This window comes from Nocardia sp. NPDC004573 (genome assembly GCF_053602135.1).
Window position 1 is genome coordinate 129,373 of the sequence record NZ_JBSGDA010000016.1, and the last position, 16,549, is coordinate 145,921.

The 16,549-nt window shown below is 67.9% G+C and carries 18 protein-coding genes; 10 read left to right on the top strand and 8 right to left on the bottom strand.

Translation table 11 applies throughout. The annotated features are described in order from the left end of the window. Positions 1-7: 7 nt before the first annotated feature. The 3 genes from ACWEKR_RS23930 to ACWEKR_RS23940 are packed head-to-tail and all read right to left on the bottom strand — an operon-like array spanning position 8 to position 2,719. A complete protein-coding gene (locus tag ACWEKR_RS23930; RefSeq protein ID WP_452356348.1) occupies positions 8-442 on the bottom strand; it encodes a molybdenum cofactor biosynthesis protein MoaE in 435 nt (144 codons plus the stop codon). Continuing rightward, complete coding sequence (moaCB, locus tag ACWEKR_RS23935) at positions 429-1,478, bottom strand: bifunctional molybdenum cofactor biosynthesis protein MoaC/MoaB (RefSeq protein ID WP_452356349.1); 1,050 nt, start codon at positions 1,476-1,478, stop codon at positions 429-431. Before moaCB ends, ACWEKR_RS23930 begins: the two co-directional genes overlap by 14 nt. After that, positions 1,475-2,719, bottom strand: a complete 1,245-nt coding sequence (locus ACWEKR_RS23940; RefSeq protein ID WP_452356350.1) for a molybdopterin molybdotransferase MoeA — start codon at positions 2,717-2,719, stop codon at positions 1,475-1,477. The genes moaCB and ACWEKR_RS23940 overlap by 4 nt, the downstream gene beginning before the upstream one ends. 164 nt (positions 2,720-2,883) lie before the next feature. Between ACWEKR_RS23940 and moaA the strand changes: the two genes are divergently transcribed. Together moaA and ACWEKR_RS23950 are read left to right on the top strand one after the other, a co-directional pair. Then, the gene (gene moaA / locus ACWEKR_RS23945) at positions 2,884-3,942 is read left to right on the top strand and encodes a GTP 3',8-cyclase MoaA (RefSeq protein ID WP_452356351.1); all 1,059 of its coding nucleotides are present in this window, start codon (positions 2,884-2,886) and stop codon (positions 3,940-3,942) included. Beyond that, entirely contained in the window at positions 3,935-4,177 is a 243-nt protein-coding gene (locus ACWEKR_RS23950) for a MoaD/ThiS family protein (protein WP_452356352.1), read from the top strand. Before moaA ends, ACWEKR_RS23950 begins: the two co-directional genes overlap by 8 nt. 37 nt (positions 4,178-4,214) lie before the next feature. On the opposite strand, the gene nadE is transcribed toward ACWEKR_RS23950, so the two are convergent. After that, on the bottom strand, positions 4,215-5,039 hold the full coding sequence (nadE, locus tag ACWEKR_RS23955) for an ammonia-dependent NAD(+) synthetase (RefSeq protein WP_195086301.1): 825 nt from the start codon (positions 5,037-5,039) through the stop codon (positions 4,215-4,217). 22 nt (positions 5,040-5,061) lie between these two features. After that, a complete protein-coding gene (locus ACWEKR_RS23960) occupies positions 5,062-5,667 on the bottom strand; it encodes a TetR/AcrR family transcriptional regulator (protein WP_452356371.1) in 606 nt (201 codons plus the stop codon). 143 nt (positions 5,668-5,810) lie between these two features. On the opposite strand from ACWEKR_RS23960, the gene ACWEKR_RS23965 reads away from it, so the two are divergent. The 5 genes from ACWEKR_RS23965 to ACWEKR_RS23985 all read left to right on the top strand — a co-directional run bounded on the left by ACWEKR_RS23965 (position 5,811) and on the right by ACWEKR_RS23985 (position 10,648). Next, positions 5,811-6,380, top strand: a complete 570-nt coding sequence (locus tag ACWEKR_RS23965) for an NAD(P)H-dependent oxidoreductase (RefSeq protein ID WP_195086299.1) — start codon at positions 5,811-5,813, stop codon at positions 6,378-6,380. A gap of 390 nt (positions 6,381-6,770) precedes the next feature. Next, positions 6,771-7,004, top strand: coding sequence for a glutaredoxin-like protein NrdH (nrdH, locus tag ACWEKR_RS23970; RefSeq protein ID WP_159838844.1), 234 nt, complete (start codon positions 6,771-6,773; stop codon positions 7,002-7,004). 53 nt (positions 7,005-7,057) lie between these two features. Next, a complete protein-coding gene (gene nrdI, locus ACWEKR_RS23975) occupies positions 7,058-7,519 on the top strand; it encodes a class Ib ribonucleoside-diphosphate reductase assembly flavoprotein NrdI (RefSeq protein WP_159838420.1) in 462 nt (153 codons plus the stop codon). Between the two features lie 62 nt (positions 7,520-7,581). Beyond that, on the top strand, positions 7,582-9,663 hold the full coding sequence (gene nrdE, locus ACWEKR_RS23980) for a class 1b ribonucleoside-diphosphate reductase subunit alpha (protein WP_452356372.1): 2,082 nt from the start codon (positions 7,582-7,584) through the stop codon (positions 9,661-9,663). Positions 9,664-9,832: 169 nt separating this feature from the next. After that, the gene (locus ACWEKR_RS23985; RefSeq protein ID WP_452356353.1) at positions 9,833-10,648 is read left to right on the top strand and encodes an SAM-dependent methyltransferase; all 816 of its coding nucleotides are present in this window, start codon (positions 9,833-9,835) and stop codon (positions 10,646-10,648) included. Between the two features lie 8 nt (positions 10,649-10,656). On the opposite strand, the gene ACWEKR_RS23990 is transcribed toward ACWEKR_RS23985, so the two are convergent. Both ACWEKR_RS23990 and ACWEKR_RS23995 read right to left on the bottom strand, forming a co-directional pair. Then, positions 10,657-11,649 (bottom strand): LLM class F420-dependent oxidoreductase, encoded by a 993-nt coding sequence (locus ACWEKR_RS23990; RefSeq protein WP_452356354.1) that lies wholly within the window; start codon positions 11,647-11,649, stop codon positions 10,657-10,659. A 145-nt stretch (positions 11,650-11,794) separates the two neighbouring features. Beyond that, positions 11,795-12,160: a DoxX family protein gene (locus ACWEKR_RS23995; RefSeq protein ID WP_452356355.1), complete on the bottom strand. Its 366-nt coding sequence runs from the start codon at positions 12,158-12,160 to the stop codon at positions 11,795-11,797. A 103-nt stretch (positions 12,161-12,263) separates the two neighbouring features. Here ACWEKR_RS23995 and ACWEKR_RS24000 point away from each other — a divergent pair, with 103 nt between their 5' ends. The 3 genes from ACWEKR_RS24000 to ACWEKR_RS24010 all read left to right on the top strand — a co-directional run bounded on the left by ACWEKR_RS24000 (position 12,264) and on the right by ACWEKR_RS24010 (position 15,447). Continuing rightward, complete coding sequence (locus ACWEKR_RS24000; RefSeq protein WP_452356356.1) at positions 12,264-12,641, top strand: winged helix-turn-helix transcriptional regulator; 378 nt, start codon at positions 12,264-12,266, stop codon at positions 12,639-12,641. A 61-nt stretch (positions 12,642-12,702) separates the two neighbouring features. Next, on the top strand, positions 12,703-13,242 hold the full coding sequence (locus tag ACWEKR_RS24005; RefSeq protein WP_452356357.1) for a hypothetical protein: 540 nt from the start codon (positions 12,703-12,705) through the stop codon (positions 13,240-13,242). Positions 13,243-13,644: 402 nt separating this feature from the next. Next, positions 13,645-15,447, top strand: a complete 1,803-nt coding sequence (locus tag ACWEKR_RS24010) for a serine/threonine-protein kinase PknD (protein ID WP_452356358.1) — start codon at positions 13,645-13,647, stop codon at positions 15,445-15,447. 119 nt (positions 15,448-15,566) lie between these two features. Here ACWEKR_RS24010 and ACWEKR_RS24015 read toward each other — a convergent pair whose 3' ends face one another. Then, positions 15,567-16,514 (bottom strand): TauD/TfdA dioxygenase family protein, encoded by a 948-nt coding sequence (locus tag ACWEKR_RS24015; protein WP_452356359.1) that lies wholly within the window; start codon positions 16,512-16,514, stop codon positions 15,567-15,569. Positions 16,515-16,549 lie beyond the last annotated feature (35 nt).

Below are 16,549 nucleotides of genomic sequence, written 5' to 3' on the forward strand. Positions count from 1 at the left end.
GGACAGGTCACCCGCAGGCGTTCACCCATTCGGACAGGCCGTCGGCGAACAATTGCCGCTTCCAGATCGGGACCTCGTGCTTGATCCGATCCACCAGTTCCGCACACGCCGTGAATGCCGCGCCGCGATGCGCCGCCGCCACCGCGACGACGATCGCGCGGTCGCCGATGCCGAGCGAGCCGACGCGGTGCACGGCCGCGACCGGCAAGCCGTGCGCCGCGGCGACTTCCGCGCAGACGCTGTGCAGGAAACGCTCCGCTTGCGGGTGCGCGGAGTACTCCAGCGCCGAAACGGCTTGTCCGCCATCGTGATCGCGGACCTTCCCGGTGAACACCACGACCGCGCCGTAGTGCGGCCCGGCGACCGCCTCCTCGACCTGCGCTGGGTCGAGCGGCTGGTCGCTGATCCGGGCGAGCCGGACCGTGGCCTCAGCCGTTGTCATGACTTCCACCTCCGGCGACTTGTGCGAGCAGATGATCCAGCAGCGGTTCGAGCACCGCGATGCCGTCTCGTACGCCGCCCGGCGAGCCGGGCAGATTCACGATCACCGAGCGCCCCGCGAGCCCCGCCACGCCGCGGCTCAGCGCCGCCAGCGGGAACTTCGCGGTGCCGCGCTGCCGGATCGCCTCGGCCACACCGGGCAGTTCGCGGTCGAGCAGCGCGAGGGTGGCCTCCGGGGTCGCGTCGGTGGGGGAGGCGCCGGTCCCGCCGGTGCTGACGACGAGCGCGGGTTCGAAACGCAGGGCGTCGGCCAAGCCGAACTCGATCTCGGCGTCGGCGTAGACCAGCGGGCCACGCACCGAGAAGCCCAGTCCGGTCAGCCAGTCCACGAGCACCGGTCCGGTGGTGTCCTCGCGGATCCCCGCCGCGACGCCGGTCGAGGCGACCAGCACCACCGCCGAGCGTTCCTCGTCGCCGAACTCCGCCTCGGCGTACTCGGGGGTGTCCGCCTCGTCGGGGGCGAACTCATCGCCGGTCACCGCCTCCAGTTCAGCGGGGGCTTCGTCGGCCGGGCGCTCCCAGTGCCCGCGCTTGCCGCCTTCTTTGGTCAGCAGCCGCACGCCGTCCAGCGTTGCCGCGGGGTCCACCGCCTTCACCATGTCGTGCAAGGTCAATCCGGCGACCGCCACCGCGGTGAGCGCTTCCATCTCGACCCCCGTGGGGCCTTTGGTCTTGGCGGTGGCCTCGATCGTGATGGCGGTGTCGGTGAAACCGAACTCCACGCGCACCGACGACAGCGCCAGCTGATGACATAGCGGGATCAGTTCGGAGGTCTTCTTCGCCCCCGCGATGCCCGCGATCCGGGCGGTGGACAGCACGTCCGCCTTCGGCATGTCGTCGGCTCGCACCAGCGCGACCACCTCGGCCGTGGTGCGCAACTCGCCTGCCGCGACGGCGATCCGGGTGGTGTCGCTCTTCTCGCTCACGTCCACCATGCGGGCGCGGCCTTCGTGGTCGACATGGGACAACTCGCTCATAACGACCACACTCGCACAAGTGCCCCGGCGGGCAGCGCGGTGACCTCGGCCGGCACATCGATCAGCACGTCGGCCTGCGCCATCGCCGCCACCAGGTGCGAGCCCGGACCGGACACCACCTCGACCGCCCGCGGCTGCCCGTGCGCGGCCGGTTCACCGGGGCGCCCGCGGATCAGCTTGCCGCGCAGGAACTGACGCTTGCCCTCCGGCGAGCGCGGCACCGCGCCGACGAGGGGAAGATCATAGGTGTCCACCATGGGCAGACCGGCGAGATGACGCAGTACCGGGCGGGCGAACACCTCGAAGGACACCATCGTGCTGACCGGGTTGCCGGGGAAGCTGAGCACCGGCACCCCGTCGACGACGGTCAGCCCCTGCGGGCCGCCCGGTTGCATCGCGACCGAGCCGAACCGCCCGCCCATCGGCTCGAGCACGTCCTTGACCACCTCGAAGTCGCCCTTGGACACCCCGCCGGAGGTGAACACCACGTCGGCGTGCTCGGTCGCGGCCGACAGCAGCCCGCGGAAGCGCGCCGGATCGTCGGTGCTGTGCGCCACCGAGACGACCTCGACGCCGTTGGCCGCCAGCGCCGCGGCGAGAGCGATGCCGTTGGAGTTGTAGATCTGCCCGGGACGCAGCGGCTTTCCGGCCGCCACCAGCTCGTCGCCGGTGGTGATCACCGCACCGCGCACCGCGCGGAAGACCGCCACCGCGGACAGGCCGACCGCGGCGAGGGCGGCGACGTGCCGGGGTGCGAGCCGGGCGCCCGCCCGCACGAGCAGGTCACCGGTTCGGACGTCGGTGCCCGGCTCTCGGACGAATTCCCCTGCGCTGCGGCCGCGTTCGATGGTCACCGTGCCGTCGCCCACGCTGGCGTCCTCCACCGGCACGACGCAGTCCGCGCCGGGCGGGACCGGCGCTCCGGTCATCACCTTCATCGCTGCGCCGCGCGGCAGCGGCGTTCGGCCCGCCGCGCCTGCCGCGACCACCCCGGCCAAGGGCAGGGTGACCGGCGCGACCAGCACCGATTCGGCGCGTACCGCGTAACCGTCCATCGCGGAGTTGCGGAAGACCGGCAGGTCGATCGGCGAACGGACGTCCTCGGCCAATTGCCTGCCCAACGCCGACGGCACCGCGACGGTCTCCACCGTGCGCGCGGCCAAGGGCCGCAGCAGCTGTTCGATGCTGTTGCGGTAGTCGTCGACGGGCTCGGCCGAGACGCCGGCGGGCCGAGGGTTCATGCGAGTCAGCCTAACGCCCGATCCGGGCGGTTTTCCGCCTCTGTCGCGGTGCGCCGGTCGCCGGCGCCGTGCTCGTCCCCCCGGCGGCTGCCTCACCGTCGATCCGTGACCTCGGTGAGCGTTCCGCCCGCAGACGAATCGGGACAGGCGGTCATAATGGACGTGTGACTCTGGTCGAGATCGGGATTCCCGCGGTGCGTTCCGGGCGTCCCTCGCTCGCCGGCCGTCCCGACACCCCCTATTTGCTGGATCGTTTCGGACGCGTCGCCCGCGACCTGCGCGTGTCGATCACCGAGAAGTGTTCGCTGCGCTGTACCTACTGCATGCCGGAGGAGGGGCTGCCGGAGATTCCCCGGCACGAACTGCTCACGCCGGACGAGATCGTGCGTCTGGTGCGCTTGGCGGTGCGGGACCTGGGCGTGCGCGAGGTCCGCTTCACCGGGGGCGAGCCGCTGATGCGCCGCGACCTGGAACAGATCATCGCGGGCTGCCACGCCGCGGTGCCACACATCCCGCTGGCCATGACGACCAACGGCATCGGGCTCGAACACCGCGCGTCGGGCTTGGCCGCGGCCGGTCTGCGTCGGGTGAACGTCTCGCTGGACACGGTGGACCGGGCCGGTTTCGCGCGGCTGACGCGCCGCGACCGCCTGGAATCGGTGTTCGCCGGGATCCGCGCGGCCCGCGCCGCCGGACTGGCCCCGATCAAGGTCAACGCCGTCTTGATGCGCGAAACCCTCTCCGGCGCCCCCGATCTGCTGCGCTGGTGCTTGGACGAGGGCTGCGAGCTGCGCTTCATCGAGGAGATGCCGCTCGATGCCGACCACGAATGGGCCCGCGCCAACATGGTCACCGCCGCCAAGTTGCTCGACGTGCTCGGCGTCCGGTTCGAGCTCAGCGAGGCCGGTCGCGCCGATCCGTCGGCCCCCGCGGAGAAATGGCTGGTCGGTGGCGGGCCCGGCACCGTAGGCATCATCGCGACGGTGACCCGCAAGTTCTGCGACACCTGCGACCGCACCCGGCTCACCGCGGACGGCATGCTGCGCTCCTGCCTGTTCAGCGACCAAGAGTTCGACCTGCGCCAGGCACTGCGCTCCGGCGCGTCCGACGAGGAGGTCGCGACCCTCTGGCGTGGGGCGATGTGGAACAAATGGGCAGGTCACGGCATCGACGCGGAGGGCTTTGTCCCCCCGGAGCGGACGATGGGAGCCATCGGTGGTTGAGATCCGCTATTTCGCCGCGATCGCCGACGCCGTGGGCAAGGACGGCGAAACCCTCGACCTACCGGCCGGAGCGACGGTGGCCGACCTGCGCGCGGCCCTGTCGGCGGCCTACGGCCCGGACCTGGACAAGATGCTGTCGGTGTGTGCCTACCTGATCGGTGACGAACTCACCCGTGACCCCACGGCCGCGTTGCACTCGCGCGTCGACGTCCTGCCACCGTTCGCGGGCGGGTGAACGCGACCCGCCGCGCGGGCGGGTCGCCGTAGGAGGCTCAGCGCCACCAGGTGTCGAGCGGGGTCACCGGAACGGTGCGCTTGTGCCGGGTGCTGCGGAAGATGTTCTCCAGGCGCTCGGCGACCTCCGGGGTGACCTCGTTGCCCTCCAGGTAGTCGTCGATCTCGCTGTAGCGCAGACCGAGCGCCTCCTCGTCGGGCAGGGCGGGCCGGTCGTCCTCCAGATCGGCGGTGGGCACCTTCGACCAGATGCGGGCCGGCGCGCCGAGTTCCTGGAGCAGGGCGGCGCCCTGGCGCTTGGTGAGACCGGTGAGCGGGGTCAGGTCTACGCCGCCGTCGCCGTACTTGGTGAAGAATCCGGTGACCGCCTCGGCCGCGTGGTCGGTGCCGACCACGAGCAGGTTCTCCTGCCCGGCCAGCGCGTATTGGAGCACCATGCGCTCGCGCGCTTTGATGTTGCCGCGCACGAAGTCGCGCAACCGGTCCACCTGCAACGCCGACGCCGCCTCGGCGGCCGCGGCGTTGGCGCTGGGCCGGACGTTCACCACGACCTGCCGGTCGGGCCGGACGAACGTCAGCGCGGTGCGGGCGTCGGCCTCGTCGGCCTGCACGCCGTAGGGCAGCCGGACGGCGAGGAAGGTCGCGTCCACGCCCTCGTCCCGCAGTTCCTCGACCGCGAGCTGGCACAGCCGTCCGGCCAGCGCGCTGTCCTGCCCACCGCTGATGCCCAGGACGTAACCTCGTGCGGGGGTGGCGTTCAGATAATCCTTGAGGAAATCGATCCGCCGGCGGATCTCCTTCTTCGGTTCGATCGTGGGCTGGACACCCAATTCACTGATGATCTGTTCGCGCAGGTTCCCCATGGCGCCCGAGTCTACTGGCGGTTCACGAGGCGACAACGCGCCGAACGATGTGCTCCCAGTTGTCGCCGATCTGCTCGCGGGTGTAGCCCAGCACCTGCATCTGGTGCATGACCAGCGCGGCGCCCAGCATCGCCAGGAGCGCGTCGGCGATGAGCCGGGCATCCCCGGGTGCGCCTGCCTGCCGCAGCAGCATCACGACGTGCGCGCGCAGCAATCCATATGGCCCGCCCGAGTAACGGTCACCCGCCTCGCCGTGCTCGGCGGCGCGGTGCAGTTCGCCTTCCACCTCGATGTCCAGCAGCCGGGCCCGCCCGAAGGCGACCAGCCGTTCCACCGGCGGTGCGCCGGGCCCCAGCGGCGGCGGCCCGAAGATGAACGACTCCTGGTACTTCTGCTCGGAATGATCGAGCAGCGCGAGCATCAGGCCGGATCTGCTGCCGAATCGGCGGAACACCGTGCCCTTGCCGACTCCGGCGCGTTTGGCCAGCGCGTCCATCGTGAGGCTGTCCACGCCTTGCTCGCGTACGAGCTGCTGGGCCGCGTCCAGCAGCAGTCGCCGGTTGCGGGCCGCGTCGGCGCGCTCGGCGGGCTCGGACGTGCCGGGCAGCGGCGTGCCCACGTCGACCAGCCGGTGCGAGCCGTTGGCGGACGCGTCGGGTGTGGGGTAGTTCACAGCGCTCACGCCGACTCCGCGGGAAGTAATCGGACCATGGTCCGGTTAGTGTGTGGTGAACGTACGGACACCACCTCATCAGTACACCAGGAGTTGTCATGAGTCAGACCCGCATTCTCGCACTCGTCGGTAGCCTGCGCGCCGCCTCCGTGAACCGGCGGCTGGCCGAGGCCGCGGCCCACACCGCGCCGGAGGGTGTCGAGGTCGCCCTCTACGAGGGGCTGGCCGACATCCCGTTCTACAACGAGGACATCGACGTGCCCGGCTCCGTCCCCGCGGCCGCCCAGGCGCTGCGCGACGCGGTCGCCGAGGCGGACGGCCTGCTGGTGGTCACGCCGGAGTACAACGGCACGCTGTCGGCAGTGCTGAAGAACGCGATCGACTGGGCCTCCCGTCCGTACGGCGCCGGGGCCATCAAGGCCAAGCCCACCGCCGTGGTGAGCGCGTCGATCAGCCCGAACGCGGCTCAATGGGCGCACGGCGACGCGGTCAAGGCGCTCGGCGTCGCGGGCGCGAAGGTGGTCGAGTCCGCGCATCTGCACTTCGGCGTGATCGGCGAGCGGTTCGGCGCCACGCATCCGCGCGACGACGCCGAGGCGCTGACCCAGCTGGCCGCCACCGTGCGCGATCTGGTGGAGGCCACGCGGGGCGAACTGGCGTCGGTGTAAGCTCCATCTCCGGTCTCGGACGAGGGTCACCGCTCTACCGGTAGCGGTGGCCCTCTTCGTTTGCCCGAAGGTTTGCTGAAAGTATGCTGACGCGTCGAAGAGTGATCTGCGCCACTGTTTGATCTCGGGGTGAATCGAGCGTACTGGTACTTCTCTCGATGGAATTTCATCAATGTGACTCGCTACATGTCGTGTTGTAGGAATCTGTCGGCCACTAGGTGTAGTGTCTTCGCTACTGGAAGACGGCGAGAGACCTCACTCGTCAGGAGGCGGCCACGCGTGGCTGATCAGGGGATTCGAGTCCGGCTCCAGGAGTTTGCGCAGCATACGTCGATCGTGCATTGCATACGGGTCAAGCTGTGGATCAGGCACAAGGAGAGAGGGATGTCAATGACCGTCACCGTGTACACCAAGCCCGCTTGCGTCCAGTGCAACGCCACCTACAAGGCTCTCGACAAGGCCGGGGTGGACTACGAGGTCGTCGACATCTCGGAGAACGACGAGGCGCGTGACTTCGTCATGGCACTCGGATACCTGCAGGCGCCGGTCGTGGTGGCCGGGGACGATCACTGGTCGGGCTTCCGGCCCGATCGCATCAAGTCGCTCGCGACCGTGGCGGCCTGACGCTCCACCGCTTCCGGTTCATCCGGGCTGCTCCCGAGAAGAGGAAGGCGACCATGTCGGAGACGGCGGCGCTGGTCTACTTCTCCAGCGCTTCGGAGAACACGCATCGCTTCGTCGAGAAGCTGGGCCTCCCGGCGACTCGCATACCACTGCACACCGCCGACTCGCTGCGGGTCGACGCACCGTACGTGCTGATCGTCCCCACCTACGGGGGCGGTCGGCACGTGCTGGGAGGCGATCGTTCCGACAAGGATTTCGTGCCGAGGCAGGTCGCCAAGTTCCTCAACGATCCGCACAACCGCGCGCTGCTGCGCGGGGTCATCGCGGCGGGCAACACGAACTTCGGCGACACCTTCTGCTACGCGGGCGAACTCATCGCACGCAAGTGCGGGGTGCCGTACCTGTATCGCTTCGAACTCATGGGAACCGCTGAGGACGTCGAACGCGTCCGAGAGGGATTGGGATTGTTTTGGCAACAGCAACGACAGCACCGGCCGGAAAGACAGCTCGCTTAGAGCAGCCCCCGGTCCGCGGCGCCGAAGCGGGCGAGGTCCTCGACTACCACGCCCTCAACGCGATGCTGAACCTGTACGGTCCGAACGGGGAGATCCAGTTCGACAAGGACCGTGAGGCCGCCCACCAGTACTTCCTGCAGCACGTCAATCAGAACACCGTCTTCTTCCACAATCTGGACGAGAAGCTGGACTACCTGATCGACGAGAACTACTACGAGGCGGAAGTTCTCCAGCAGTACAGCCGCGAGTTCATCAAGAAGCTGTTCCAGCAGGCCTACGCCAAGAAGTTCCGGTTCCCCACCTTCCTCGGCGCCTTCAAGTACTACACCTCGTACACGCTGAAGACCTTCGACGGCAAGCGCTACCTGGAGCGCTTCGAGGACCGGGTGTGCATGGTCGCGCTCACGCTCGCCGCGGGCGACGAAGCGCTGGCGGGCAAGCTGGTCGACGAGATCATCGACGGCCGCTTCCAGCCGGCCACCCCGACCTTCCTGAACTCGGGCAAGAAGCAGCGCGGCGAGCCGGTGTCGTGCTTCCTGCTTCGCATCGAGGACAACATGGAGTCCATCGGCCGCTCGATCAACTCCGCGCTGCAGCTGTCCAAGCGCGGCGGTGGAGTCGCTCTGCTGCTGAGCAACATCCGCGAGCACGGCGCGCCGATCAAGAAGATCGAGAATCAGAGCTCGGGCGTCATCCCGATCATGAAACTGCTCGAGGACTCGTTCTCCTACGCCAACCAGCTCGGCGCGCGGCAGGGTGCGGGCGCGGTCTACCTGCACGCGCATCACCCGGACATCTACCGGTTCCTGGACACCAAGCGGGAGAACGCGGACGAGAAGATCCGCATCAAGACGCTCTCGCTGGGCGTGGTCATCCCGGACATCACTTTCGAGCTGGCCAAGAAGAACGAGGACATGTACCTGTTCTCGCCCTACGATGTGGAGCGTATCTACGGCAAGCCGTTCGCCGACATCGACGTCACCGAGAAGTACTACGAGATGGTCGACGACAAGCGCATCCGCAAGTCGAAGATCAAGGCGCGCGAGTTCTTCCAGACCATCGCCGAGCTGCAATTCGAGTCCGGGTATCCGTACATCATGTTCGAGGACACGGTGAACCGGGCCAACCCGATCGCGGGCAAGATCACCCACTCGAACCTGTGCTCGGAGATCTTGCAGGTCTCCACGCCGTCGGAGTTCAACGACGACCTGTCCTACGCCAAGGTGGGCAAGGACATCTCCTGCAACCTCGGGTCGTTGAACATCGCCAAGACGATGGACTCGCCCGACTTCGCGCAGACCATCGAGGTGGCCATCCGGGCGCTGACCGCGGTGTCGGACCAGACCCACATCTACTCGGTGCCGTCCATCGAGCAAGGCAACAACTCCTCGCACGCCATCGGTCTCGGGCAGATGAACCTGCACGGGTATCTGGCGCGCGAACGGATCCACTACGGGTCCGAAGAGGGCATCGACTTCACGAACATCTACTTCTACACCGTGGTCTATCACGCCATTCGGGCGTCGAACCGGATCGCGATCGAGCGCGGCGCCTACTTCGGCGGCTTCCCCGAATCGAAGTACGCCAGTGGCGAGTACTTCGACAAATACACCGAGCAGGTGTGGGAGCCGAAGACCGATCGCGTGCGGCAGCTGTTCGCGGACGCGGACGTGCACATCCCGACCCAGGACGACTGGCGTGAGCTGAAGGTCTCGGTCATGGAGCACGGCATCTACAACCAGAACCTGCAGGCGGTCCCGCCGACCGGCTCGATCTCCTACATCAACCACTCCACCAGCTCCATCCACCCGGTGGCGTCGAAGATCGAGATCCGCAAGGAAGGCAAGATCGGTCGGGTCTACTACCCGGCGCCCTACATGACCAACGACAACCTCGAGTACTACGAGGACGCCTACGAGATCGGCTACGAGAAGATCATCGACACCTACGCCGCGGCCACACAGCACGTGGACCAAGGCCTGTCGCTGACGTTGTTCTTCAAGGACTCAGCCACCACCCGCGACCTCAACCGCGCCCAGATCTACGCCTGGCGCAAGGGCATCAAGACCCTCTACTACATCCGCCTGCGCCAGATGGCGCTGGAGGGAACCGAAGTCGAGGGTTGCGTCTCCTGCATGCTGTAGGTCCGTAGCGGACAGGGGCCTCCTGCCCGGAGGCCCCTGTCGCGTTCTCCGGTCACCGGGATCGCGCTCGGCTCCCAGCTCCGCCGCCTCTGTTCCCGCAACCCGCGGGAAGCCACCCGCGTCTGGAATAAGCTGGCGCGGAAGCGATCCGGTAGTGATGGGAACGACGATGACCGATCTCGGCGGCGACGGCCGGCCGATCCACGACGCGAGCGTGCCGAGCAGTGCGCGGATATACGACTACGTCCTGGGCGGGAAGGACCACTATCAGGTGGATCGGGACGCGGCCGAGAAAGTCATCGCGGCATTCCCGACGACCCGCGTCGCGGCTCGGCAGAACCGGCTCTTCATGCACCGCGCGGTGAACGCGCTCACCGCGCTGGGCGTGACACAGTTCCTCGACATCGGCACCGGTATCCCCACCGAGCCGAATCTGCACCAGGTGGCGCAGGCGCCGACGCCCGAAGCGCGGGTGGTCTACGTGGACAACGACCCGATCGTGTTGTCCCACGCCCGCGCCTTGCTCACCGGCACGCCGGAGGGGCGCACCGCGTACGTCGACGCAGACCTGAAGGACCCGGAGACGATCCTCTCCGCGCCCGAACTCCTCGACACCCTGGACCTGAAACGTCCGGTAGCGCTGAGTCTGGTCGCCGTGCTGCATTTCCTGTCCGACGACCAGGACCCCTACGGCATCGTAGAGACGTTGCTGGATGCCCTCGCGCCGGGTTCGTTCCTCGCGGTCTCGCATATCACCGCCGACCTCGAGCCGGAGATGATCACCGAGGCGCTGAACGTGTATCGGCAGAGCGGGGTCTACGCCCAGACCCGCACGCGAGACGAATTCGCGCGCTTCTTCACCGGATTGGACCTGCTGGACCCGGGCATCGTCGTCACCAACCGATGGCGCCCGCAGGACGATTCTCCGTCCTGGCTCGACGCGCAAGTGAACTGCTGGAGCGCGGTCGGCCGCAAGCTCGGGTGATCAGGTGATCAGCTCAGGGCCGGAAGCACCTCGCGCTCGAAGAGTTCGATCCCCGAGGTGTCGTAGGCGGATTCGGGGAAGTTGAAGATGGCATAGCCGAGGCCGAGGTCGCCGACTCGGCGCAGGTTCGCGACGATCTGCTCGGGGGTGCCGGTGGCGGCGCCGCTGTTGTAGAGCTGGGCGAAGTAGGACTCGGTCGCGTCGGCGCCTATCACCGGCGTCAGGCGGGCTTTCAGCGCCGCGAGGCGCTCGTCGACCTCGGCCTGGGTCGAGCCGATGACGACGTTGAAGTTGGAGCTGCGGACGATCGCGTCGAAGTCGGTGCCGACGTCTGCGCAGTGGGCGCGCAGCACCTCGGACTTGTGGGTGAACTCTTCGGGATTGCCGCTGAAGTTGGTGTATTGCGCGTACTTCGCGGCGATGCGCAGCGTCTTCTTCTCACCGCCGCCCGCGATCCAGAGCGGGATTCCGTTCTCCTGCAGCGGAAGTGGCCGCACGATCGCGCCGTCGGCCTGGTAGTACTTGCCGTCGAGGGTGGCCGAACCGCTGGTCCACGCCTGCCGGAAGATCCGCACACCCTCGTCGAGGCGGCCGAGCCGTTCGCCCGCGGACGGGAAGCCGTAGCCGTAGGCGCGCCACTCATGTTCGTACCAGCCACCGCCGATGCCCATCTCGACGCGCCCGCCGGAGATCAGGTCGACCGTCGCGGCCACCTTCGCGAGGTAGGCCGGGTTGCGGTAGCTGATCGCGGTACACATCTGACCGAGGCGGATGCGCGCGGTGGTCGCGGCGAACGCCGACATCAGCGTCCAGGCTTCGTGCGTCGCCTCCTCGGTGGGGACCGGGACGGTGTGGAAGTGGTCGTACACCCACAGCGATTCCCACGCCGGATTCGCGTCGGCGCGCTGGGCGAGCTCTCGCATCACCCCCCATTGGTCCGCCGGGTCGATGCCAACCAGATCGAGCCGCCAGCCCTGCGGAATGAAGATGCCGAAGCGCACGAATATCTCCTTCGTGTGTACCCGAACCGCCGTGGCGAGCGCCGCGGCTTCCGTACCTCACTGTTACCAGTCCACCGCGGTCTGGCAACCGTTCGGCGCTCCGCGCACCGAATTCCGGCCCGCGTGCGGCGGGACCCTATCGGCGCTACCACCGGATCGTTGCCAGCCAAGTCGCCACGACGGCGAGAACGAGCAGCAGAAGGTTCAATCCGATCACCTCGCGTTCGCCCCGGCTGAGGTGCAACGTGAGCCCGCCCACCTGGATCAGTGCGAGCCCGGCGGCTGCCGCGACCGACAGCCCCGCCGCGATGCCGGTGAGTGGCGGCAAGACGAGTCCGATCGCGCCGAGCACCTCGAGCACGCCGACGAGGCGCACGAAGCCGAGCGGCACCGCATCGATCCAGCCCATCATCGGCCGCAGCCGATCCGGCGACCGCACCACCTTGATCCCACCCGCGTACAGGTAGAACACCGCCAAAGCGGCGGCAACGATCCAATACGCCACGGTCATTCGGCACACTCCCTCGGTAACACTGGTCAGCGGCGTCATTGTGAACCAGAATCGGAAGGCTCACAAAAGTCACATCCGTGTGCGTTGCTCTCAGCGAGGTGCCTTGTCCGACCACCAGAAAGTCTGCGCGATAAAAGGCGACCAGGGCCGGGCTATTCGTGCGCTACTCGAGCGCATCGGCGACAAATGGGCTTTGACGATCATCGCGATGCTGTATACCCGGCGATTGAGATTCACCGAGTTGCAGCAGCGCATCCACGGCATCTCGCAGCGCATGCTCTCGCTTACCCTGCGCAAACTCGAGCGTGACGGCCTCGTCATCCGCACCGTCCATGCCGAGGTCCCGCCCCGCGTGGAATACGAGCTCAGTGCACTCGCCACCACCTTGATCCCCCACGCGGTCGCCCTGGCCGAATGGGCCATCGAGCACAATCCCGAGATCGACGCCAATCGCGCGGCGCACGACGAGCGGCAACGCTGAGCAGCGCATCGAGAAAATGCACTGGCGACAGCGGGGGTGAATGCCGCACGCTGGAAATCGTATGAACGAAGAAGCAAGACATTCGAATAGACGCAGGCAGCCTCGACTCGGCATCGATTTCGGCCGAGTCGTCCAAGGGGCCGCCCTTGCGCCCGGCGACGAGGACACGGTGTTCCTCTCCGGCGGGCTCGAGCAGGCCCTGCGCACGCCGCCCAGCGCGGGCGCGTTCGACGTATTGCCCCGCCTGGTCCGGCGCTTCGAGGGCCGCGCGTGGATCATCTCGAAGTGCGGTCCCCGGATCGAGGAGCGCACTCGCCAGTGGCTCGACCACCACGACTTCTACGACCGGACCGGGATCGCCCGCGACAATGTGCGCTTCTGCCGTGCGCGGGCGGACAAGGCGGTGCACTGCGCCGAACTCGGCATCACGCACATGATCGATGATCGCCTCGACGTACACCGCGTACTACGTGATCTGGTGCCGCACCGGTTCCTGTTCGGCGCGCAGTCCGAGCCGATTCCCGACTGGGTGCGCCACGTCCCGAGCTGGAATGACGTGGAGCGCGCCATGCTGGAGACCATGCCGCCGCTCCGTTCGTAGTCCGTCATGGAGCCGGGATTTCGCCACCCGCACCCTGCGCAGCACTGGCATGACCGACGCAGCTCGGCGTGATCGGTTCGATGGCGGATGGCCCGGACTCCGACGGTTGCTGGACGGCCGGTTTCACGGAGTTGGTCGTAGACGTAGAGGTACACTGAATTCGCACAGGTTGCTGGCGATTTTCTGAGGCGCGGTTAGCGTACTCGCGCCAGCGACGCGACAGTGCCCGGCCGCTTACTTGCCGGCATGAGCATGGTTGGGAAATCCGCACGCCGACAGCAGCGCCGACGCTCGCGTGTCCGGTCCTGGATGTTCGCACGAGTGTGCGGCTGACGCTCAGGCGCGGATCGGAATGCAAGCGAGGACACCGTTTGCCAGTCGGGGTGGTCACGGGACGGCACAATGGATGAAACGGTAGCGGGAGACGGAGACGCCACTCAGAGGTCCGCGGAGGCGTTCGGACGCTATCGTCTGCTGTCGCTGCTGGGTCAGGGCGGTATGGGTCAGGTGTGGCGGGCGCACGATTCGCTGACCAACCGGGTGGTGGCGCTCAAGGTGTTGCCCGAGCGCTTCGCCGATGACGAGCAGCTGCGGGAGCGATTCCGCCGGGAGTGCCGGGCGGTGGCGCAGTTGACCGAGCCCCATGTGATCCCCATCCACGACTTCGGCGACATCGATGGTCGGCTCTATCTGAATATGCGCTTGATCGAGGGCACCGACCTGCGCACGGTGATCACCCGCGAAGGGGCCTTGTCGCCGCGGCGGGCGGTGGCCATCATCGCCCAGGTGGCCGGCGCGCTGCAGGCGGCCCATGACGCCGGGCTGGTCCACCGCGATGTCAAACCCTCCAACATCTTGCTGGGGGCCGACGAGTTCGCCTCCCTGATCGACTTCGGGATCGCCCACGCCGCCGACGACCGGACGCTGACCGCGACCGGCGAGACCATCGGCACCGTCGCGTACATGGCGCCGGAGGAGGTCGGGGCGGAGGTCAGGGCCGATGCCCGTGTGGACGTGTACGCGTTGACGTGCGTGCTGTACGAGTGCCTGACCGGTCGGCCGCCGTTCGCGAGCGAATTCGGGATGCAGGGTGTGATCGCCCATCATCTGCACACTCCGCCGCCGCGTCCCAGCACCACTACACCCGAGGTGCCGGCTGAGTTGGACGCGGTGATCGCGAAGGGAATGGCCAAAAATCCCGACGATCGGTACCAGACCGTGCGTGAGCTGGCCGTGGCGGCCTGCGCCGCGGTGGGTGATTCCCCGGCCGGCATCACCGGGGGCGTGGCCGCGCCCCCTGGTCGGCGAATCGAATCGTCGCGCAAGACGGCCGTGCTGGTCGCCGCCGCGGTCGCGGCGGCGGTGGTGGTGGCCGTCGTAGCTGTCGTCCTCGGTGTCCGACGGGAATCAGGCGGCGGTGGCTCCTCGCCCACAGCTGTCGCCCCGGGCTATTCGTCACAGACTTCGCTGCCGTTCCCCGGGGTCAGCCTGCCCACCGGTGTGGCGGTCGACGCCGCGGGCAACGTCTATGTCACCGACATGGGCAGCGATCGGGTGCTGAAGTCGGCGGCGGGTGCGGCGGCGAGCCCGCTGCCGTTCACCGGTTTGAAGAACCCCCAGGATGTGGCGGTCGACGCCGCGGGCAACGTCTACGTCAGCGACACGAGTAACGATCGGGTGCTGAAGTTGGCGGCGGGCGCGGCCGCGGCGACCCCGCTGCCGTTCACCGGCCTGAAGGACCCCCACGGCGTGGCGGTCGGCAATACGGGAGACGTATACGTCGCCGACCGGGGCAATGATCGGGTGCTGAAGTTGGCGGCGGGCGAGTCGGCGGCGACGACGCTGCCGCTGGCGGGGCTCCAAGGTCCCGATGGTGTGGCGGTCGACCCGGCGGGCAACGTCTACGTCACCGAATTGGGTACCGAGCAGGTGCGGTTGTTGGCGGCGGGCGCGTCGGCGCCGACCATGTTGCCGTTCACCGGCCTCAAGGATCCACAGGGCTTGGCGGTCGACACGTCGGGAGATGTGTACGTCGTCGACTGGGGTAACAAATGGGTCGTGATGCTGGCGGCGGGCGCGTCGACGCCGACCCCGCTGCCGTTCACCGGCCTCAAGAATCCCCAGGGTCTGGCGGTCGACCCGGCGGGCAACGTCTACATCACCGATCTGGGCCCCGATCCCGTGGTGAAACTCTCCGTCGCCTGAACTCCGTGACTTCCGTTGCCGGCCCAGGCGGTTGTCGTCTCGGCGAATCGGTGCGGTGGCGACGACGAGAAATCGGCCGGGCGTCGGCGAAACGCCCGGCCGATTCCGCCTGTCCGGTCCTACGCGCCGGTGAACTTCGCTCCGGCGATGGACTTCGACGGCTCACCGTCGACGCCGACCGGGATGTCGCCCTCGAGGGTGGTGCGGTACAACACGCGGGTGACGTCGAGATGGTCCAGATCGCTCGGCGCGAGGTGCGCGGTGGCGCGGTTGTCCCAGAACGCGAGGCTGCCCTTCGCCCAGCGGAACCGCACCGTGTAGGCCGGGTTGGTCACTTCGTCGAACAGCAACCGCAGCACCGCGTCGCTCTGCGGCGGGGTGAGCCCGACGATCCGGGTGGTGAAGCCGGGATTCACGAACAGGGCCCGCTCGCCGGTCACCGGGTGCACCCGGACCACCGGATGCTCGGTGACCAGCGGCGCGGTCGCGACCTTCTTCGCGTAGTCGCTGTCGGAGTCCCAGATGGGACGGTTGCCGCCGAAGCGGTGTTCGGCGCGCAGCCCTTCGACGAATCGTTTGAGCGACTCGGGCAGGTTCTCGTAGGCGGCGACGAGGTTCGTCCAGCCGGTGTCGCCGCCACGCTCCGGGGCGATCTCGGCGCGCAGGATCGAGGCCGCGGGCGGGTTGATCAGCGCGGAGACATCGGTGTGCCACTGGTTGGTGTAACTGTGCTTGCGCACCCCGAACCGCTTCTCGTAGAGCCGGCTGTCGACCGCGAGGATCTCCGGGTACTCCGTGGGCGCGTCGTCGTCATAGGGGTGTGACGGCGTGACCGCGCCGAAGCGGCGGGAGAAGGCGATCTGCTGGGCGTGATCGATGTGCTGGTCGCGGAAGAACAGCACCTTGTAGGTGTGCAGCGCGTCGGTGATGGCCGCGACCTGCTGGTCGGTCAGCGGCTCACGGAGATCGACGCCGGAGACGTCGGCGCCGATGTGGCCTGCGACGGGGGCGACGTGCAGTGCGTCAGCGGTAGCGGTCGAGACGGGGGTTTCGTGGACAGCGGTCATCGGTAGAACTCATTTCGAACTAGAGGATCGGGCCG